The 20,295-nt window shown below is 58.9% G+C and carries 19 protein-coding genes; 7 read left to right on the forward strand and 12 right to left on the reverse strand.

Going from position 1 to position 20,295, the window contains the following annotated elements; translation table 11 throughout:
* Nucleotides 1-112 precede the first annotated feature (112 nt).
* On the reverse strand, nucleotides 113-442 hold the full coding sequence (locus QDT79_RS21490; protein ID WP_063988967.1) for a hypothetical protein: 330 nt from the start codon (nucleotides 440-442) through the stop codon (nucleotides 113-115).
* A gap of 275 nt (nucleotides 443-717) precedes the next feature.
* On the opposite strand from QDT79_RS21490, the gene QDT79_RS21495 reads away from it, so the two are divergent.
* From QDT79_RS21495 to QDT79_RS21505, 3 genes are read left to right on the forward strand one after another with little or no spacing between them, the layout of a single operon-like run.
* Entirely contained in the window at nucleotides 718-1,698 is a 981-nt protein-coding gene (locus QDT79_RS21495) for a Bug family tripartite tricarboxylate transporter substrate binding protein (protein WP_033635359.1), read from the forward strand.
* 15 nt (nucleotides 1,699-1,713) lie between these two features.
* Nucleotides 1,714-2,145 carry a tripartite tricarboxylate transporter TctB family protein gene (locus tag QDT79_RS21500; RefSeq protein WP_063988966.1) on the forward strand — a complete coding sequence of 144 codons (432 nt, stop codon included), beginning with the start codon at nucleotides 1,714-1,716 and terminating at the stop codon, nucleotides 2,143-2,145.
* A gap of 11 nt (nucleotides 2,146-2,156) precedes the next feature.
* Nucleotides 2,157-3,674 carry a tripartite tricarboxylate transporter permease gene (locus QDT79_RS21505; protein ID WP_049200154.1) on the forward strand — a complete coding sequence of 506 codons (1,518 nt, stop codon included), beginning with the start codon at nucleotides 2,157-2,159 and terminating at the stop codon, nucleotides 3,672-3,674.
* Between the two features lie 34 nt (nucleotides 3,675-3,708).
* Here the strand turns inward: QDT79_RS21505 and QDT79_RS21510 are convergent, their stop codons facing one another.
* Both QDT79_RS21510 and QDT79_RS21515 read right to left on the reverse strand, forming a co-directional pair.
* Nucleotides 3,709-4,338, reverse strand: a complete 630-nt coding sequence (locus QDT79_RS21510) for a CatB-related O-acetyltransferase (protein ID WP_308317043.1) — start codon at nucleotides 4,336-4,338, stop codon at nucleotides 3,709-3,711.
* A gap of 156 nt (nucleotides 4,339-4,494) precedes the next feature.
* Nucleotides 4,495-5,490 (reverse strand): DMT family transporter, encoded by a 996-nt coding sequence (locus QDT79_RS21515; RefSeq protein ID WP_308317044.1) that lies wholly within the window; start codon nucleotides 5,488-5,490, stop codon nucleotides 4,495-4,497.
* A gap of 172 nt (nucleotides 5,491-5,662) precedes the next feature.
* Here QDT79_RS21515 and pdxR (QDT79_RS21520) point away from each other — a divergent pair, with 172 nt between their 5' ends.
* Entirely contained in the window at nucleotides 5,663-7,114 is a 1,452-nt protein-coding gene (gene pdxR, locus QDT79_RS21520; protein ID WP_308317045.1) for a MocR-like pyridoxine biosynthesis transcription factor PdxR, read from the forward strand.
* A gap of 49 nt (nucleotides 7,115-7,163) precedes the next feature.
* On the opposite strand, the gene QDT79_RS21525 is transcribed toward pdxR (QDT79_RS21520), so the two are convergent.
* The 6 genes from QDT79_RS21525 to QDT79_RS21550 form a co-directional block, all read right to left on the reverse strand.
* Nucleotides 7,164-8,141, reverse strand: a complete 978-nt coding sequence (locus QDT79_RS21525) for a DNA adenine methylase (protein ID WP_072021616.1) — start codon at nucleotides 8,139-8,141, stop codon at nucleotides 7,164-7,166.
* Nucleotides 8,142-8,173: 32 nt separating this feature from the next.
* Nucleotides 8,174-9,715: a hypothetical protein gene (locus tag QDT79_RS21530; RefSeq protein WP_141240919.1), complete on the reverse strand. Its 1,542-nt coding sequence runs from the start codon at nucleotides 9,713-9,715 to the stop codon at nucleotides 8,174-8,176.
* A gap of 136 nt (nucleotides 9,716-9,851) precedes the next feature.
* Nucleotides 9,852-10,352 (reverse strand): protein disulfide oxidoreductase, encoded by a 501-nt coding sequence (locus QDT79_RS21535; protein ID WP_308317046.1) that lies wholly within the window; start codon nucleotides 10,350-10,352, stop codon nucleotides 9,852-9,854.
* Nucleotides 10,345-11,061 carry a DsbA family protein gene (locus QDT79_RS21540; RefSeq protein ID WP_130017824.1) on the reverse strand — a complete coding sequence of 239 codons (717 nt, stop codon included), beginning with the start codon at nucleotides 11,059-11,061 and terminating at the stop codon, nucleotides 10,345-10,347. Before QDT79_RS21540 ends, QDT79_RS21535 begins: the two co-directional genes overlap by 8 nt.
* A complete protein-coding gene (locus tag QDT79_RS21545) occupies nucleotides 11,058-13,094 on the reverse strand; it encodes a protein-disulfide reductase DsbD family protein (RefSeq protein ID WP_308317047.1) in 2,037 nt (678 codons plus the stop codon). Before QDT79_RS21545 ends, QDT79_RS21540 begins: the two co-directional genes overlap by 4 nt.
* Nucleotides 13,095-13,143: 49 nt before the next feature.
* Nucleotides 13,144-13,506, reverse strand: a complete 363-nt coding sequence (locus QDT79_RS21550) for a copper resistance protein (protein ID WP_308317048.1) — start codon at nucleotides 13,504-13,506, stop codon at nucleotides 13,144-13,146.
* Nucleotides 13,507-13,711: 205 nt separating this feature from the next.
* Between QDT79_RS21550 and flk the strand changes: the two genes are divergently transcribed.
* A complete protein-coding gene (gene flk / locus QDT79_RS21555) occupies nucleotides 13,712-14,740 on the forward strand; it encodes a flagella biosynthesis regulator Flk (RefSeq protein ID WP_063988959.1) in 1,029 nt (342 codons plus the stop codon).
* A gap of 4 nt (nucleotides 14,741-14,744) precedes the next feature.
* Here flk and QDT79_RS21560 read toward each other — a convergent pair whose 3' ends face one another.
* Nucleotides 14,745-15,200, reverse strand: coding sequence for a rhodanese-like domain-containing protein (locus tag QDT79_RS21560; protein WP_107227597.1), 456 nt, complete (start codon nucleotides 15,198-15,200; stop codon nucleotides 14,745-14,747).
* 93 nt (nucleotides 15,201-15,293) lie between these two features.
* Here QDT79_RS21560 and pdxR (QDT79_RS21565) point away from each other — a divergent pair, with 93 nt between their 5' ends.
* Nucleotides 15,294-16,727: a MocR-like pyridoxine biosynthesis transcription factor PdxR gene (pdxR, locus tag QDT79_RS21565; protein WP_308317049.1), complete on the forward strand. Its 1,434-nt coding sequence runs from the start codon at nucleotides 15,294-15,296 to the stop codon at nucleotides 16,725-16,727.
* Nucleotides 16,728-16,754: 27 nt separating this feature from the next.
* On the opposite strand, the gene QDT79_RS21570 is transcribed toward pdxR (QDT79_RS21565), so the two are convergent.
* Nucleotides 16,755-17,651: an endonuclease/exonuclease/phosphatase family protein gene (locus QDT79_RS21570; protein ID WP_063988956.1), complete on the reverse strand. Its 897-nt coding sequence runs from the start codon at nucleotides 17,649-17,651 to the stop codon at nucleotides 16,755-16,757.
* Between the two features lie 217 nt (nucleotides 17,652-17,868).
* On the opposite strand from QDT79_RS21570, the gene pepT reads away from it, so the two are divergent.
* Nucleotides 17,869-19,116 (forward strand): peptidase T, encoded by a 1,248-nt coding sequence (gene pepT, locus QDT79_RS21575; protein WP_308317050.1) that lies wholly within the window; start codon nucleotides 17,869-17,871, stop codon nucleotides 19,114-19,116.
* On the opposite strand, the gene QDT79_RS21580 is transcribed toward pepT, so the two are convergent.
* Nucleotides 19,113-20,225, reverse strand: coding sequence for an SLC13 family permease (locus QDT79_RS21580; protein WP_063988954.1), 1,113 nt, complete (start codon nucleotides 20,223-20,225; stop codon nucleotides 19,113-19,115). The genes pepT and QDT79_RS21580 overlap by 4 nt on opposite strands.
* Between the last annotated feature and the right edge of the window lie 70 nt (nucleotides 20,226-20,295).

The raw sequence follows: 20,295 nt of genomic DNA on the forward strand, positions 1-20,295 counted from the left end.
TAACAGAGAATGGCATGGAAAATAAGGGGATAAAAGAGCGCCGCGCCGCCCGTTTTGGGAGCTGGCACACAATTATGCGTATATGCGTATGGGGGACGATCGCAGGACGGTATCAGATCAGCGGAATGGGGCTATCGGCAACGGCAATGTCCAGCACCGGGCGCAGCTTGTCGGCGGTAAACGGCGAAGAAACCAGCACGGAGCGATTGTTGGCGGCAAACACCAGATCGATGCCGGTCACGCAGGCGGTCATCTGGCAGGCATACTTTTCACCGTCGGCATTGACGAAATGCAGCTCAAATACGCCAATATCAGCACGCAGTCGCTTCAAACGGCACTGCCCGCTTTCACCGGTCATCTCCGCATAGACCTCCGGCAGCCGTTTAATCGCGCACACTTTGGCGCTGTCCCTGCCACCAAACAATTTCCCTAACAAAAACATATTGCTGCGTCTCTATTCATTTCACTGATCATGATTTTATCGCAGAAGCAGAACGGCAAACCTGATATTACGCAGTATTTTGGCCGGTTTTGCGCCCTGTTCTTGCCTTCATTTCTATGGTAGCGCCCCCGCCATTCGCTCGCAACGAGCGACCCCAATCACAGACTGGAAACTTTTCCGTCCGCTGAAAGGTAAATGAAAGGTTGTTGTTTTAACAATTCTGCAACCGCACCTGGCGGGATTCATAACCAGAACAATACCGAGGGCAAGCCACAATGAAAAAAATAATGACCCGTACCTTTACCGCCGCCGCCCTGCTGCTGGCGGCCAATCAGGCCTTTGCCGTGGAAGCGCCCAAACGCACCGAATGCATCGCGCCGGCCAAGCCCGGTGGCGGCTTCGATCTGACCTGCAAGCTGATTCAGGTGTCGCTGCAGGACACCAAGGCCATCGATAAGCCGATGCGCGTCACCTATATGCCCGGCGGCGTCGGCGCGGTGGCCTACAACGCCATCGTCGCGCAGCGCCCGGCGGAGTTCGGCACCGTGGTGGCCTTCTCCGGCGGCTCGCTGCTCAACCTGGCCCAGGGCAAGTTCGGCCGCTATAACGTGGACGACGTCAAATGGCTGGCGGCGGTCGGTACCGACTACGGCATGATCGCGGTGCGCGCCGACTCGCCATACAAAACCCTGAAAGACCTGATGGACGCCTTCCAAAAAGATCCCAATAGCGTGGTGTTCGGCGCCGGCGCCTCCATCGGCAGCCAGGATTGGATGAAAACCGCGCTGCTGGCACGCGAAGTCGGTGTGGATCCGCGCAAGATGCGCTACGTGGCGTTCGAAGGCGGCGGCGAACCGGTCACCGCGCTGCTGGGCAACCATATCCAGGCGGTTTCCGGTGACCTGAGCGAGATGGTGCCTTATTTGCAGGGCGACAAGATCCGCGTGCTGGCGGTGTATGCCGAGCAACGTTTGCCGGGCCAACTGGCCGACATTCCGACCGCCAAAGAGCAGGGATACAGCCTGGTGTGGCCGATCATTCGCGGCTTCTACGTCGGGCCGAAAGTCAGCGATGAAGAGTATCAGTGGTGGATTGACACCTTCCAGAAAATGATGGCGACCGACGAATTCAAGCAGCAGCGCGATCTGCGCGGCCTGTTCGAATTCAACATGACCGGCAAAGAGCTGGACGCCTACGTGAAGAATCAGGTTGCTCAATACCGTGAGCAGGCAAAAGTGTTCGGCCTGGCCAAATAACCGCAGGGGAAAACCATGAGCGATCGTATTTTTGCCGGCTTCTGGCTGCTGCTGTGCATCGGTGGGCTGTTCATCGGCTGGGGCATCCAAAGCGAATACAGCTATGAACCGCTGGGGCCGCGCCCGTTCCCGCTGGCGATCCTCAGCCTGATGGCGCTGTGCGCGGCCCTGCTGCTGCTGCGCCGCCCGCAGGCGGTGGAGTGGCCGCATCACAAGGTGCTGCAACGGCTGCTGGTATTGGTGATCACCCTGGTGCTGTATGCCTGGGGCTTTGAATGGCTGGGCTTTCCGCTGGCCACCGCGCTGCTGACGTTCAGCATCGGCCTGCTGTTTCAGGCCAGCCTGCCGGCGGCGGCCATCTCCGGCGTCGTCATGGGCGCAGCGCTGTATTACGCCTTTGACCAACTTCTCGATGTCACACTGCCGCTCGGCACCTGGCTGAGCTAACGGGAGCGATGATGGATACCTGGATGTATTTGACTCAAGGGTTCGAAGTGGCGCTGGTGCCGCAGAACCTGATTATCGCCCTGATAGGCTGCTTCGTCGGCACCATCGTCGGCCTGCTGCCGGGCCTCGGGCCGATCAACGGCGTGGCGATCCTGCTGCCGTTGGCGTTTGCCCTCAAGCTGCCGGCCGAATCGGCGCTGATCCTGCTGGCGACGGTGTATATCGGCTGCGAGTACGGCGGACGCATCTCGTCGATTCTGCTCAACGTACCGGGCGACGCGGCGGCGATCATGACCGCGCTGGACGGCTACCCGATGGCGCAGCAGGGGCGCGCCGGCGTGGCGCTGTCCATCTCGGCGGTCAGCTCGTTCGTCGGATCGATGATCGCCATCGGCGGCATCATCCTGTTCGCGCCGCTGTTGGCCCGCTGGTCGTTGGCCTTCGGCCCGGCGGAGTATTTCGCCCTGATGGTGTTCGCCATCGCCTGCCTCGGCAGCATGATGAGCCAGAACCCGCTGAAATCGCTGCTGGCGGCGCTGATCGGCCTGGGACTGGCGACGGTGGGCGTCGACGCCAACACCGGCGTTTACCGCTTTACCTTCGACAGCGTGCACCTCTCCGACGGCGTGCAGTTTATCGTGGTGGTGATCGGCCTGTTCTCGGTCAGCGAAATCCTGCTGATGCTGGAAAGCACCAGCGCCGGGCAAAAACTGGTGCGTAAAACCGGCCGGTTGCTGTTCAACCGCAAAGAGGCGGCGCAGTGCGCAGGCCCAACCCTGCGTTCGTCGGTGATCGGCTTCTTCGTCGGCATTCTGCCGGGCGCCGGCGCCACTATCGCCAGTGCGCTGACCTACATGACCGAGAAGAAAATCAGCGGCAACAGCGACACCTTCGGCAAGGGTGACATCCGCGGCGTAGCGGCGCCGGAAGCGGCCAACAACGCCTCGGCCTGCGGTTCGTTCATTCCGATGCTGACGCTGGGGGTGCCGGGCTCCGGCACCACAGCGGTGATGATGGGTGCGCTGACGCTGTACAACATCACCCCCGGCCCGGCGATGTTCACCGAACAGCCGGATATCGTCTGGGGGCTGATCGCCGCGCTGCTGATCGCCAACGTCATTTTGCTGATCATGAACCTGCCGCTGGTCGGCCTGTTCACCCGCATGCTGACCATCCCGCTGTGGTTCCTGGTGCCGGCGATCGCCGCGGTTTCGGCGGTGGGGGTTTATGCGGTACACAGCACCACCTTCGACCTGCTGCTGATGGTCGGGTTGGGCGTGTTCGGCTACATCCTGCGCAAAATGCACTTCCCGATGTCGCCGCTGATTCTGGGCTTCGTGCTGGGTGAGATGCTGGAGCAAAATCTGCGGCGCGCGCTGTCGATCAGCAACGGCGAGTTCGGCATTCTGTGGAGCAGCAGCATCGCGCAAACGCTGCTGGTACTGGCGGTTGCGGTACTGGCGCTGCCGCCGCTGCTGCGCCTGATGCGCAAACGCCGCCAACCGGCGGCCGAGGTCAAAGCCGAGTAACGCGAAACGGGCGGGGATCCTCCGCCCGTTATGTTTAACGACGCAAGGTCGCAATGCCCCTTTCCAACGCATCGATATCGTCATCGGCGAGCAGCGGTTGAATCACCGCAAAGTCCGCCTCGGACAAGTCATAGAGGCGTAAGGCAAGCAACCGCGCAATGACCTCCGGCGCGAACCGCCAACGGATAAACCGCGCGGGATTACCGCCAACGATGGCATAAGGCTCAACATCGCCGGCCACCACGCTGCCGGCGGCGACGATCGCCCCCTCTCCTATCGATACCCCTGGCATCAGCATCGCCCGCATGCCGATCCAGCAACCATCGCCCAGTCGCGTATCGCCTTTGGGGCGGTACGCCTGCTTGATGGTTGCCATAAACGGATACAGGCTCAGCCAGTCGATGCGATGGGTGTGATTGCCGCCCATCAGGATCACCGCTTCGGCTGCGATGCACACATAATCGCCGATCAACAGGCGGTCTATTTCGCCCAGCGGCTGCCATTGCCGGCTGACCGCGTCGCCATGCAGATAACGCACCGCCGAGCGTTCGAAGCTGTTATCCCAACAGTCGCTGTAGTAGCTGTGGGTGCCTTTGACGATAATATTCGGATTGGTCACCGTCTGATGCAGCAGCTCGGTGTTGGACCAGTGTTTTTCGGACATGGCGTATTCTCTTGTTACGGGAATAAAAGCCACGGAACGGAATGTCTGTGGCCGTGTTGTCGTTCACTCAACACGGCCATTCAAGCGATAAGCGCTCGCTTCAATCTCGGGTTATTCATCATGACGGCCTCTCTTGCGAGGCGTAATGGTAGCCGATCACGCCTCGGCGGTCTTGCTTTTCAACAGCAGCACCCCGCCCATCACCAGCGCGCTGCCCAGCAGCTGCAGCTGATTCATGCTTTCCCCCAGCAGGAAATAAGCGATCACCGCGGTGAACACCAGCTCCAGCGACAGGATCAGGTTGGCCACCGCCAGCGGCAGCGTTTTCAGGCTGATATTGTACAGCCCGAAGCCCAGCAGCGTCGGCCCGGCGGCCAGCGCCAGCAACAACAGCCAGCCGCTCCACTGAATGCCCTGCGCACCGTACGACAGGAACCACAGAGAGCCGGCCATGCCGTGGAACGCCGCCAGCGGGAACGCCGTCAGCGCCGCGTTGAACGCCAACTGGTACAGCGCCGAAAAACCGAACACATACAGGATAGTGTTCCACACCGGATAGCCGCGTTCGCTGGCCACCCGCCCGCCGAGGGTATACAGGGTATAGCCGATGCCCGACAACATCCCGACCAGCAGCCCCAGCAGATCGAAGTGGCTGTTCCCCATGCTGTCGCCGTTGCTGACCAGGAAGCAACCGCCCAGGCTGATGGCGATCACCAGCAATTGGCGCAGCGTCAGGCGTTCGCTGTACATCACCCAGCCGAGGAACACGGTAAATCCCACCGAGCAGTAGGTCAGAATGGTCGCCACCGACGCGCCGTTCAGCGCCACCGACAGTGTCCACAGGCTGTTGAACAGTGCCAGCAGCAGCCCGTAAAGCGCGTAGAACACCACCTGTTCACGGCGCAGGCGCGCCCACTGCGGTTTCACCAGCAACAGCAGCGGCAACAGCACCAGCGCCACCAGCGCCGCACGCCAGAACGCCAGCACGAAGGTCGGCAGGTGGTAGTACTCGGTCAGCGCGCGGATGATGATGGCGGTAAAGGCCAGCAGCATGGCGCTGATAATGGCGATGACGTAACCCTGGCTGCTGCCCTGAAAAAGGCGCGCGCCGGGCAGCGCCGGCCGGGCGGAAACGCCTGACGGTAATGACATGAGATCCTCGGAGAAATGGCGACGTAAATGCTCAAGCACAGAGTGTAACGCAGCCATTTTTTCTCACTATAGCCACTTTGCGGTGTTGTCATGCAGGCCACTTTTCTGCGCTTGAAGCCCTGTTGACATGGGGTATAGTAAAAATCACTCTCCATAACCGGGCCAATTTCGCATGCATATCCCGTTGGATCGCGAGCAGGACGTTCCGCTCTATTTACAGATCGAAGAAGCGCTGCGGCGCGCCATCCTCACCGGCGTGTTCGTCGATGGTGACAAACTGCCCTCGACGCGCACGCTGGCGGCCGAGCTGGCGGTCAGCCGTTTAACGGTGGATAACGCCTACGCCGAACTGTCGGCCAAGGGCTTTTTGCATCAGCGGCGCGGCAGCGGCGCCTATGTCGCGCACCCGCAAGCGCAGGCGCGCCCGGCCCGGCCGAGCAGCGATGCCCCATTCCCGCTGGAGAGCTTCACCACCCTCACCTCGCGGCTGGACGGCTACGCCGACGCCCCGCTGCCGGAGGGGCTGATCAACTTCGCCGCCGGCGTCGGCAGCCCTAAGGTGTTTCCGCTGGAGGCGTTTCGCAAAGTGCTGCTGTCGGTGCTCAGCCGCCATGCGGAAGAGGCCTTCAGCTACGGGGAATACTGCGGCTACTACCCGCTGCGCGATACGCTGAGCCGCATACTCAGCGCACAGGGCATCCCCACGCAGGCGGAACAGGTGCTGATCACCAACGGTTCGCAGCACGCCATCAGTCTGGTGGTGCAAAGCCTGCTGGCGCCGGGCGATACGGTGATCGTCGAAGAGCCGACCTACGCCGAAGCGCTGGGCCTGCTGCGCCAGCACCGCGTCAATATCGTCACCGTACCGGGCGACCGCCACGGTATGCTGGTCGAGCGGTTGCCCGAGCTGCTGGCGCGCCACCGCCCTAAACTGATCTACACCATCCCCAATTTCCACAACCCGACCGGCCGTTGCCTGAGTGAAGCACGGCGGCGACGCCTGCTGGCGATCGCCCAACAGGCCGGCGTGGTGATCCTGGAAGACGATTTCGTCGGCGATCTGCGTTATCAGGGCAAACAGCTGCCGTCGCTGCGCGCGCTGGCGCCGCCGGGCGCGGTGATCTACGTCAGCACCTTCTCCAAAATGCTGCTGCCCAGCATGCGCATCGGCTATCTGGTGGCGGACAGCGAACATTATCAGCGTTTCGCACGATTGAAACACGTCGACAGCTTCACCAGTTCCAGCCTGATCCAGCGAGCGCTGGACGCGTTCGTCACCGTCGGCCGTTACGACAAGCAGCTGCGGCGCGCCGGGCGCGTCTACCGCCGCCATCTCGAGGTGATGATTGATGCCTTGCAACGGCGGCTACCACCGGGGTGCCGCTTTGAAACGCCGCAGGGAGGTTTGTTTATCTGGCTGACGCTGCCGGCGGCGGTGACCACCGCCGAGCTGATGCCGGTCGCCTGGCGATACGGAGTGACTTTCGCACGTGGCGAATGCTTTTATGCGCAGGAACAGCTGGGCGCGCACGGCCTGCGGCTGAACTTCGCCGCCAACTCACCGCCGCAGATTGAAGAAGGTATCGCCCGGCTGTGCCGGGCGATTGAGGAGGTGTTAAAGTAGTGAAATAAAATATTAAAATCACTTTAATAAAAACTTTGATTTAATATTGCTAGGTTTTACCTTCAGCTCGATGTAGCAATACATCATTATTATCCATTGTGGTTTTATCAAAGCTCGACACATTGGCAATAATAGGCTGTCTTAAATTTGCAGATGCTATTAAAAGCTCTTGACCAACTCGAGCTTTATTGATGGCATATCCTAACTCAATAATGTTTATCCCTGACTTGGAGTAAAACCTATGAACAAGTGGATGGTCATCATAGGAAAGTAACCAATGTGCTTTTTTTCGCTTCAAAGAGCTAGCAAATCGTTGGTGTTGAACTTCAGAAAAGCAGAAGGCATTATAAATATTCTTACCTTCTTTAACATATGGAGGATCGGCATATATAAAGTCATTAGCAGACAGTCGAGATATAGCATCAATAGCATCTTTATTTGTGACTATCAGCTTATCAGATACAGCTACAATTTTTTTTATCCGATTAATTAGTGTTGAGCGAGTGAAGCGGCAATTAAGTAAATAATCGCCTAATTGTGCCCGCCCACCAATAGGGCCCGCATGAAACATGCCAGAACGGTTTGTTCTATTTAGAAACAGAGCGGAAAAACCTTTTTCCTCTTGAGAAACATTATTTCTCTCAAAATAGACTTCCCTCCAATGATGCCATCTGTTTATGCTTATTTCTTCTTTTTCCACCCGATTGATTAAAGCGTCAGGATTAAGCTTGAGCGTCTCCCAAAAAGCAGAAACAGCTGGGTTGGCATCATTAAGAACAAGTTTATCGACTAAACCTGTAAGCAACAGAGGCAAAGTTCCTCCAGCCCCACCGCAAAAAGGTTCAACCAATTTACATCCTTGAAGTTGATTTGTGATGATAAATAAGGCAAGAAACTTTGAGAGCTTGCCTTTTCCACCAGGATAGCGAAATGGTGAAACATCAGAAGGAATGACAGGCATCCCTAGGCTACGCCTAATAGACTGTTTATTAAGCATTTCTAATGTTTCTTTCTCATATACCTGCATAAATCATCACCATTTTTAAAAATCCTTATACATTATACAGCTAAAACTTCATTTTTTGAATCTATAAATACTTTTAAAAAATGATCAGCAAGAATTTGTAGCTTAGCTTGGATATGCTTTACTTCTAACTCAGTAAGAATATCTTTATCACTGTGTGTTGCCAAATTCGCAATATTCTTGCCATCGTTTTTGAAATTTTTAATTGCTTCTTTTATTAACTTTACATCATCCTGGATCAGCTTGCTTGTGTTAGAAATATAATATTCAAGCAAACTATCGAGCTCTAAATATTTGTGTTTTGCATTTTTCTTATAATCATCATGTAACTCCGTCGATTTAATATGAATAGTCAACATAACTTGTATAATAGTACGACTAAGTAGCACAGAGGCATGTTTATATGTCATGCAATTGATTTTCTTTGCCTCTTCTATGAGTGAATTTAGCTTATAATAATCAGTAATTAACAGCGTTTTTTTGTTCAAAAGTTTGTAACTTACCCTTATTCTTTTTGTATTCCCATCGTCAGGTTTTGGTTGCGTTGAGTTATTATCATTATTACTTTCTAACAAATCATCACTATCATCATCTTCATTACTAAAAAGCCCAAGGTCAATATCCTCTGAAGTTCCAGGCTCGTCAGAATAAACATCTGGCTTGTCAAAGCTTGATATTAAAGACTCCAACTCTAACAGGTAATCTTGCATCTCTTTAGAGTTCTCTTGACGTGTAGTAAGAGTTTTTTCAAAATTGGAATCTCTAGCCAATTTGGCCAATATCACATCAAATGCATCATGACTGATTCCATTTAAAACCATCCCTCCCCTATCATCTATTTTTACCCTCGCTATCTTTTCTTTAAAATCAGAGCGTTGCATCAACCTAAGAATGGCTTCAACTTTAATATTATCAATATCTTCAAGTATTAATGCCTTCTCATCTAGAGACAAGTCATTGAGATCTACAATATAATCTGCAATACGAGAAAAAAGTATTACAGTTTTTATTCTAGAGATGGAAACAGTGTTGTTTATCATACCCCTTAGTTCTTGAACAGAACTGCATTCATTCAAGAGGTCAATATAATATGCACCCTGCGTATAAACACTCCATCTTTTTATCGACTCTTTTGTATGTTTTGATGCTATGTACGACCTAGCTGAAGCACGATTATTAAGCTCAACAATATTTATCTTCTTTATCGTATCAATTACATACAAATAGTTCTTATGTTTCTTTATTCTGTTTATTTGACCTTCATAATTGGTCCCCTTTAATAATTCGGGTTTTTTCAGTATTTTACAAGCAGATAGCCTTCTATTTCCTTCAACGACTATTCTTTTTGAGGAGCCAGAATCGTCCGGAATAGCAATTAACACTTCATCCGGCTGAAACCCATTCTGCAATATAGATCTACACAGACTCATAACATCATAATGATTAACCAACGTGGATATTATATTTTTCTCGGTACCAATCTTCCCTCTTTTTCTATATCCAATAAGCCTAGGATTGAGCTCATCCAATTTCAAACTAGATAAAGAACGAGAGCCAAGCTTTATTTTACCAAACATTCCATCCTCACATTTAACTATAATTTCACAACGATAGAATACAAAAAAAAACTTGTGCAATCAAAAGTGATTGCACAAAATAGAACACAAATCACTTTAATTATTTCTATTGAAATAATTAAATATTAATTTAATCCTATTGTGCGGCCCACCACAGCCGCCGCTTCATCCCCCAGTAGCTGGTCCAGCCGGTGGTGCTCTGCACCACCTTGCCCTGCGAGACCACCACGAAGGTCGGCGTCACGCCAATCTGCCACTGCGCCGAGAGCGTACCGGCCGGATCGTTGACCACCGGCAGCGCCAGCCGCTTGCGTGTCAGCCAGTGTTTCACCTGGGTATCGTCGCCCGAGCGCAGCGCGACGGTCAGCACGTTGCCGCCCGCCGCCTGCAAGCGGGCGACGTCCGGCGTAGTGAAACGGCAGACGCCACACCAACTGGCCCAGAAGTAAACCAGCAGTGGCCGCTCATGGCTGAGCTGCGCCAACGACACTCTCTCGCCGTCCAGCGTGGTCAGGGTCTGAGCATCGAAGGCCGGCGGCGCCTGCGGCGCGTTCAGCCAATCCATCACCGTCATCACCGCCAGCGCGATCAGCGCCAGCAGCAGCAACTCGCGCCCCCAGCGCTTGAGCTTAGCCATTGGTGGCCTTCGCCAGCTGCTGCTTCACCATCGCTTCCAGCTCTTCATACGACACCGCCCCCGGCAGCATCCGATCGCCGATCAGCGTCGCCGGCGTCCCCTGCACGCCCAATTGTTCCGCCAGCTCCATATTGGTGCGCAGCGTGGTCATGCTCTGTTCGCTGGGCGCCACCGCCTTGACGCCGGTTTTCTCTTGCGCGGCGGCGATGCTGGCGTTGTCGTGGAAGCCCTTTTTCGCCATCAGCCGCTGGTGCAAAGCCCAGAATTGATCCGGGTGCTGTTGCCAGGTGGTGAGCGCCACGCGCGCCGAACTGACCGAGCTTTCGCCCTTGAACGGCAGCAGCTTCACCACCAGCGCCACGTCCGGGTATTGCTTGACGATCTTCTCCAGCATCGGATCAAAACGCTTGCAGTACGGGCAGTTATAGTCGGTAAAGGTCACCAGCGTCAGTTTGGCGTTGGCGGCGCCGAGGCGCGGGCTGGCCGGATCCTGGTACAGCGTTTTGGCGTTCTGCTTGATAGCCTGGCTGATTTGCTGGCCGGCGGTTTGCTGCTGCCAGGCGTCCACCGCCTGCGCCAGAATGTCCGGGTTGGACACCAGCGTTTCGCGGATCATCTCTTTGATACGCGCCTCTTGTGCCGGGGTGAAAGGCTCGGCGGCCCACACTGGGGCGGCGATGATCATCAGTAAAATCAGTAGCTTTTTCATTGTTCGGTTCCTTTGGCATGGGAAAGCGTTTGCAGCACGGCGTCACGGGTCAACAGCGGGGATAACACCTCGCCGTCCGGGCTGCCGGGGCCATAGATTTGGTTGAAAGGCACGGCGACGCTGCCGCGCTTTTGCAGGAAGGCGCTGATGTCGGCCGACGGGCGGCTCCAGTCGCCGCGCAGCGCAACCACGTCGTCGGCGCTCAGCGCGCGCTGTACGTCATCGCGCAGCAGCACATTGAATTTGTTGGCTTTACAGGTCACGCACCAGTCTGCGGTCACGTCGACGAACACCCGCTTATGCTGAGCCAGCGCCTCGGCAATCGCCTGTTCGCTCAGCGGTTGCCACTGCACCCGATCCTGCAACGGCTGGCGCCACAGGCCGGCGGTCAGCGATCCGGCCAGCAAGGCCACGCCCGCCAGCACCAACGTGCCCGCCGCCAGCTTGGCCGCCAACCGTGCACCCTGCTGACGCCACACCGCCAACAGCAACGCCAGCAGCGCCAACGCCCCCAGCCACAGCGTGGCCTGCACGCCGATATGATTGCTCAACAGGCTCAGCAACCACAGCGACGACGCCAGCATCAGCATCCCCATCGCCAGCTTGACGGTATTCATCCAGCGGCCGGGGCGCGGCAAGCGCAGCGCCAGCGATGGCCAGGCGGCGATCAGCAGCCACGGCAGGCTCATGCCGATGCCGAGCGCGATGAACATGCCCCACAGCACCGGCAGCGACGCCGCCAGCGCGAAGGCCACCGCCGTGCCGAGAAACGGCGCCGAGCACGGCGTCGCCAGCAGCGTGGCAAACGCGCCCTGCCAGAAATGGCCGCTCAGACCGTGCCCGTTATGGGTCGCCAGCGACGTGTTCAGATCGGACGAAAGGCGCAGATGGAACAGGCCAAACAGGTTGGCGCTGAACAGCAGCGTCACTAGCACCATAAAACCGATAAACCACGGATTCTGGAACTGAATGCCCCAGCCGAGCGCATGGTTGCCGAGCCGCAGTAACGTCATCAGCAAAGCCAACGCCATAAACGAGGCGACGATACCCAGCGACGACGCCAGGAACTGCAAACGCACGCTGCGCCGATCGCGCCGTTCCACCTGCAGGACGGAGCCGAGCTTAATGCCCAGCACCGGCAGTACGCACGGCATCAGGTTGAGGATCAACCCGCCCGCCAGCGCCATCAATACCGCCTGCCATAACGAGAACGCCGCACCGGCGGGCGCGGCCAGCGGATCGCCAATCGGCAGCGTAATCTGCTGCGCCATGCCGCCGTCGTCGATCACCAGCGTCAGCGTTTTGCCGCGCAGATCCGGCGCCGCATCGCCCCAACCGTCGCTGACCGGCACTCGCGCCAACAGCTGAGCGCCGTCGGTCTCGACCTTCGGCTTGCCGAGATCGGCATCCGCCAGCGTATCGAAGAACAGCGAGGGCTGCTGCCAGCCAGCGGCACGTTCGGCGGCGATCTGCAGCTCGCCGTTGCGGTAACCGGCCTTGACGCTCTCCGCCACCCCGGCGGCGATCGGCACCTGCCCCATCGCCTGCGCGAAGTCGTGGTTAAACTGCGGATCGTTCGGCGTCGTCAGATCCAGGCTGAACGGGTAGTCGGTCAGAATGCAGACGTTGCTGCAGGTGGATAGCGTCAGGGTGCCCGCCAGCGGGCCGGATACGTGGGCTGACATCACGATCGGCAGCGTGACCCGATCGTGATAGCCCTGGGTGGAAATGCCGGCCACCTCGAAACGCTGCGGCGTCGGCCAGTGCCAGGTCGCCGGCGGCGGATTGCCCTGCCAGACGATAGCCGGCGCGATGCCGCCTTCGCCTGGGGAACGCCAGTAGGTTTTCCAGCCCTTTTGCAGCTCGACCGACAGCAGCAGGCGAGTCTCCCCCGGCTGTGACGTGTCGGCGCGCAGCCGCACCTTGGCATGATCGTTGGCCGGGTTTTGCAGCCAGCCGCTGTCCGCCGCCTGCAAGGCAGGCAGCCACAGCATAAACAGGCAAGCGCAGGCCAGCCTGATAATTTTCAACATGTTAATTCTCCATAAATGATTAATTCACCGCGAAAAACGGGCGATTAACTCATTCACGGAATACGCATAATCGAAGGTGCACCCTGAGGGTGGGCGGTGAAATGGCGCGAGGAGGAGGAATGTGCAGGCGCGCGGCGATGGTCGGCGCCAACAGCGCCAGCAGCAGGCCCAGCCCGAACAGTACGGTTTCGAACATCACCGGCGGCGCGGCCAGCAATGACTTGGCGCTCAGCTCACAGGGCGTCGGCTGCGCTTCGGCGGCGGTGTCACTGGACTGAACGGCGGTGGCTGCCGGGATCCCGAGCGTTTGCTGCAGCGCATGCAGGCCCGCCATGCGCTGGGTCATGCACGTCAGCACCACCAGGCAAGCCAGGCATAAAAACCATTTTGCAATCCGCTGCCGTTTAACCATGCCATCCTCATGTTCGGGTCTGGGGTTATCTTAGCGGCGCGGGCGCGATTAGCAACGTTTTGTCGGTAAAGAAATGTCTGAGCGGCGGTATTGATGGCGGCGATTTACAGGTATCATAGAGGGTAAGCCTGCGCTTTTCGCCGGGTACGATGATGATTCTCTCCTCCAGGCATTCTGCGGGGATACACAGCGAAGGACTGGTGATATGCAACCTTTGAGTGGGCCGGGCACCCCAATCGCCGGCGAACGCCCTCCCTCCCCGGGCAAAACGGCGGCCACTGACGATCAGCCCCTCTCTCCGGCGCAGCGCACGACGCTGGAAAAGCTGATCGTGAAAATCATGGCGCTCAGCCCGGCAAAGTCGGCGGAGATCTGGGCATCTCTGCGTCACGATCTCGGCGCCGACAACGGCGGCGAACTGCTCGCGCGCCATTTTCAACCGGCGGAACAGCTGCTGCAAACGCGCCTGACGCAGGCGCAGCAAAACCATGCCGGGCGCCAGCTGTTGCAACAGCTGGCCGAATTGCTGCCGCAGGGCAACAACCGCCAGGCCGTCAGCGACTTTATTCGCCAGCAGTTCGGCCACACGGTGCTGAGCCAGTTGAGCCCGCCGCAGTTGCAGCAGGTGCTGAATCTGTTGCAGACCGGCGGCCTGGCCATTCCCCAGCCGCAGCAAACCGCCACCAGCGATCGCCCGCTGCTGCCCGCAGAGCATCAGAGCCTGCAGCAGCAGATAACCAAACTCAGCGCCGCCACCGGCGAAGCGCCGGCTAAAATCTGGCAAACGCTGTTTGATCTCGCGGGCGTGAAAACCAACGATCCGCTGCCGGCGCGCCACTTCCAGCTGCTGAACCAGTTTTTGCAAGTGAAGGTGGCGCTCAGCCCGCAGAGCGCGCCGACGCTGAACAATCTGTTGGCGGCGCTCAAACAGCCGGCGGATGAGCAAGAGCTGCAGCAGATGAACGACTACTGCCAAGCCCGCTTCAACTGCGGCGCCAATGCGCCGCTGACGCATCCGCAAATGAACGACGCCATTCATCAGCTGTTTGCCCGCCGCCTGGAAAAAGCCGGCCAGGCCCAGCCTATCGTCAGCCACCCTGTCGATCCGCAGCCGCTGCTCAACCCGCTGATCGCCGCCCTGCCTCTGCCGCTGCAAAAAGCGCTCAGCAAGCCGGCCGTGGCGCTGATCCTGCTGCTGATGGCGCTGGCCGTCGTGCTAGCGCTGGTGTTTTAACGCCTCAGGCGCAGCCGCAGTCCGCAACAGCCGCCCGATCGCGCAACGATCCCGGCTGTTCGCCGATGGCCAACGGATGGCCGTCGCGCAGCCAGAAGTCCAGCCCGCCGATCAGCTCCTTCACCCGGAATCCCAGCTTCGCCAGCTTGTAAGCGCCTTTGGTGGAACCGTTGCAGCCGATGCCGTCGCAGTACGTCACATACACTTTTCGGCGATCCAGCTGCGCCGTGCCGGCTTCATCCATCAGGCGATGCGGCAAACTGAGCGCACCGGGAATATGCCCGGCGGCATACAGCGCCTCCGCGCGGGTGTCGATCACTACCATCTCTTCCACGCCATTGCGCAGATCTTCCGCCACGTCCCAGGCATCCGCATAGCGGCTCAGCTTGGTCGCCAGGTAGGCCTGGCTCTCTTCCGGCGCCGCCGGCGGAAAAGCCAGCACCAATGATTCTTTCAACATACCACTCACTCCCGTGCATCAAGACAGATGACAATAGTGCCCCATTTTGGTCTTATGATTGATACCCATTTCCCAACCGTGATAAGGCCCATTATGCGGCACTCGCTGGTCACATTGTTTCAGCAATCGCCCCACGCCGCCGGCACGCTGCGCGATCGCCTGTGCGGCGCATTGCGGCAGGCCATCCACCAGGGTGCATTGAGCGTTGGGCAACGCCTGCCTTCCAGCCGGGTGCTGGCCAGCGATCTGGGCCTCTCGCGGGTAACCGTCGAAGCGGCCTACGGTCAGCTGGAGGCGGAGGGATATCTGCAGCGCCGCGTCGGCCAGGGCACCTTTGTGGCGATTATCATCGCCAAATCGCCGGCGCCGGCGACCGGCGCCGGCATACCGCGCCTTTCGCAGCGCGGCCAACAGATCGTTCAAACCGGCGGCTGCCGCGATCCGCAGCATCCTCAGGCCTTCGCTGCCGGCTCGCCGGATCTGCGTGCGTTTCCGCTGGCCTTGTGGAAGCAACTGACCGCACAGCGCCTGCGGCTACAGGGAGAAAGCCTGCTGCGCTACGGCGACCCGCAGGGTTATTTGCCGCTGCGCGAAGCGATTGCCGCTCACGTCAACCAAACGCGCGGCGTGATCTGCGATGCTCGCCAGGTTATCGTGCTGACCAGTTCGCAGCAGGCGCTGCAGCTGATCGCCACGTTGCTGCTGGACAGCGGCGACAGCGTCTGGATGGAAGAACCGGGTTACACCGGGGCAAGAAACGCCTTTATCAGCGCAGGAGCCGCCCTGACACCGGTCGCGGTGGACAGCGACGGCCTGTGTGCTGACCCCTCCTTGCCCGACCCTCGTTTGCTTTATCTGACGCCCTCGCACCAATATCCAACCGGCGCAGCGCTCAGCCTGGCACGCCGATTGGCGTTGCTGGCGCTGGCGGAGAGGCATCAGGCCTGGATCATCGAGGACGATTACGACAGCGAGTTTCATTACGACGGCCTGCCGATACCGGCGATGCAGGGCCTGGATCGCCGTGGCCGGGTGCTGTACCTCGGCACCTTCTCCAAGTCGCTGTTCCCTTCGCTGCGGTTGGCGTACCTGATCGCCCCACCCGCGCTGGTTGAAGCGTTCGTCACCGCGCGCACGGTGTATGACGGCCACAGCGCGCAGCTGATGCAGGCAGTCACCGCCGAATTCATCCGCCAAGGGCACTTCGCCGCGCATATCCGCTACATGCGCCAGCTCTACCGCAGCCGGCGCGATGTGTTGCTGGCGGAAGTACACGAAAAACTCGGCCACTTCGCCACGCCCGCTCCCGCCGCCGGTGGCCTGCAGCTCAGCGTCTGGCTGCCGCCCGGCCAGGAGGCGGCGCTCAGCCAGCGGGCGCAGCGGCTCGGCATCCTCACGCCCGGGCTGAAGGCGCAATACCTGACGGCACAGGCACAGCGCGACGGCTGGCTGCTGGGTTTTTCGGCCCTGGCGCCGGGCGAGATCCGCAGCGCCGTCGAGCGGCTGGCGCAGATCGCCGTGGCTTAGCGCGGCCCCAATGGAACGCCCACCCGCTTATTGCTCGGTCAGGCGCATCTCCGCCACCAGCGGCAGGTGGTCGCTTACCGCCGGCCAATGCACGCCGTTCCAGTCGCCGCTGGCGTTCGGCACCGTCAGGCTGTCCAGATGCCAGCGCTGCGCGTTGCCGGTGAAGAGGTAATCCACCTTGATCTCGGCATTTTCTGCCGGCCAGCTGCGGCCGTCCTGCCCGTTCGGCATGATGTCGTTCCAATAGCGGCTCAGCTCCAGCCAGGTCACGCTGCCCGGCACATCGTTCATGTCGCCGAACAGCAGCTTGATGCCACGCACTTCGATGGCGCGATCGTTCAGCTCCCGCACCTGATCCAGACGCATCGTCGGATCTTCCTTGGTATCGAGGTGGGCGTTGAACAGGGTGATCGGCGCCGGGAACTCCGGCACGTCAACCTTGGCGCTGAAGGCGATGCGCTGTTCGCGCTGGCCGGACGGCAGCGGATAGATCACGGCATCGTGCAACGGATACTTCGAGAGAAACGCCAGGCCATATTCGCCGCCATCGTAATCGATCGCCCGGCCGAACACCGCCTGCATACCGGTCAGCTTCGCCAGCTCCGCCGCCTGATCGACCCGGCCGCTGCGGGCGGTGAGTTTATCCACCTCCTGCAGCGCCACCACGTCGACGTTCATCGCGCGAATCGCCTTGGCAATGGCGGTCATGTCGCTGACCTTGCCGGCGGCGATATTGAAGCTGGCGACGCGGATCTTCGGCGCCTGCTCCAGCTCGTAGGTTTTGTTCTTCAGGCCGCCTAACGCGCTGGCCACTTCGCGGCTGTTGGCGTTGCTGTTGGCGTGCCCGGTATCGGCAGACGACCAGGCGCTGTGAGAGATGCCCAGGGACAGTAAAGTGATAAGCAGAGCGTGACCGGTGTGCATGAATTCTCCTTGAGGGACAGATAAGTGTTATGTAGGCGCTTCCCGGCCCACAGCTAACACCGATTTTGCCGCAGAAACCTGCGACTATTTCCTAGTTGCACCGCTATTTTTCGTTTCTGCGCGATGCTTCGCATTCTGGCAGTTTACGCATTGCACCGTTGGACAAACAGCTGATTTCGTTTTAAAACCGGTAGATTGCCAACCGCGAGGAATTCCGATGACCAGCCCGATTGCCGAACAGCTTACCGAACGTTTCTTCCGCTACCTGGCGGTCACCAGCCAGAGCAATGCCGCCGCAACCACCCTGCCCAGCACGCCGGGGCAGCATGAGATGGCGCAGCTGCTGGCGGAAGAGCTGCGCCATCTCGGCCTGGCCGACGTGCAGATAGACGAACACGCCACCGTCACCGCCCGCAAGCCTGGCACCCACCCCGGCGCGCCGCGCATCGGCTTCATCACCCATATCGACACCGTGGACGTCGGCCTGTCGCCCGAGATTCGGCCGCAGCGCCTGCGCTTCACCGGCGAAGATTTATGCCTGAACGCCGAGCAAGACATCTGGCTGCGGGTCGCCGAGCACCCGGAGATCCTACCCTACCGAAACGAAGAGATCCTGTTCAGCGACGGCACCAGCGTGCTGGGCGCCGACAACAAGGCGGCGGTCACCGTGGTGATGACACTGCTGGCCAACCTGGCCGTCGCCGATCGCCACGGCGATATCGTGGTGGCGTTCGTGCCGGATGAAGAGATCGGCCTGCGCGGCGCCAAGGCGCTGGATCTGCAGCGTTTCCCCGTCGATTTCGCCTACACCATCGACTGCTGCGAACTGGGTGAAGTGGTGTACGAAAATTTCAACGCGGCGTCGGCGGAGATCCGCATCGAGGGGGTGACTGCCCACCCTATGTCGGCGAAAAACGTGTTAATCAACCCGATACGCATCGCCAACGACATCATCAACCAATTCGACGAGCAGGATACTCCGGAACACACCGACGGGCGCGAGGGCTATTTCTGGTTCACGGATCTGGCCGCCAATGCCAATCAGGCGACGCTGAAGGTGTCGATTCGCGACTTCGATCGCGCAACCTTCGAGGCGCGCAAAGCTCGCCTTGAGGAGACGGTGCGTCAGGTGGCGGCCGGCTATCCGCGCGCCAACGTCAGCTGCAGCATCAGCGACATCTACAGCAACATCAGCAACGCCATCGGCGAAGATCGGCGCGCCATCGATCTGATCTTCGGCGCCCTTGCCGCCCACGGCATCCCGCCGAAGGTGATCCCGATGCGCGGCGGCACCGACGGAGCGGTGCTCTCGAGCCGCGGCATCCTGACGCCCAATTACTTCACCGGCGCGCATAACTTCCACTCGCGCTTCGAATTTTTACCCGTCAGCGCCTTCGTGAAATCCTACCAAGTGACCCGAAGCATTTGCTTGTTGGCCGCCCGGCAGAGCGGTAATCAGAGTTAGCTCAACAGCCAGCCGACCAGCGCGGCCCACGCCAGCAGCGGCAGCGAGTAATAGTGGAAGCGCAACCAGATCTTGCGCTCCCCCGCCATGCGCAGCGCAATCAGGTTGGCGAGCGATCCGATCGCCAACCCGAAGCCGCCGGCATTGACCGCATAAGCCAACTGCGCGCTGGAAGGCACATAGTTGAGCAGCAAAATAGTGGCCGGCACGTTGCTGACGATCTGCGACAGCCCGACGCCCAGCGCGTACACCCCGCCGTCGCTCAGCCCGGCGATGGCGGCAAACGCCGGCTGAAGCGGCGGCAGGCGGGTAAACAGGCCGACATCGATAAACATGGCGGCGAACACGAAAATCAGGCTCCAGTCGATCAGCAACAGCACCCGGCGCGCCAGCAACAAAAAGCCGGCGAACACCGCCAGCAGCCCATACAGCGGCAGACCGATATCCAGGCACAGCAGGAAGATCGCATACAGCCCCACGCAGCTCAGCAACAGCGGCCGTTGATAGGGGTAGCCCTCGGTATTCGGCGTTTTCACGATGTCGCGCGCCGGGAAGCTGAACCAGGTCAACACCAACAGGCTCAGCATCATCGCGGCGCCAAACGGCGCCATCTGGCCGATGAAACCGAGGAAAGAGAGGCCGGAGCGGCTCCACAGCAGGATATTTTGCGGGTTGCCTATCGGCGTCAGCAGCGAACCGGCGTTCACCGCCAGCGCCTGAAAGATGATCAAACGGCCAACCGGCAGCGCCGACAGCTTTTTCAGCGTGATGGTGAGCGGAATGACGATAAACAGCGCCACGTCGTTGGTCAGAAACGACGACAGCAGCGCGGCGGAAAACACCAGGAACAGCGCCAGCCGCCGTTCGCTGTGCAACCGATTGATAATCTTGCGGCCAACGAAGTCGAAGTAGCCGCTGACCTCAACGCCTTTGGTCAGCAGCATCAGCCCCAACAGAGTAATGAGGGTGCGGCCGTCGATGAAACCGCCCAGCGCCGCCAGTGGCTGCGGATGAAAGGCGAACATCGCTGCGCCGGCCAGCAACAGCACATGCAGGAAGCGGTCTTTGACAAAGGGATGGATAAGCCGGGAAATGGCGGTTGAACTCATGGCGGCAGCTTGAAACCTCAGCGAAAAGCATGAGCGAGACGTTAGCTCAGGCGCAGCCGCAACGCCAGCA

It is taken from the genome of Serratia marcescens, assembly GCF_029846115.1.
GTDB lineage: Bacteria > Pseudomonadota > Gammaproteobacteria > Enterobacterales > Enterobacteriaceae > Serratia > Serratia marcescens_L.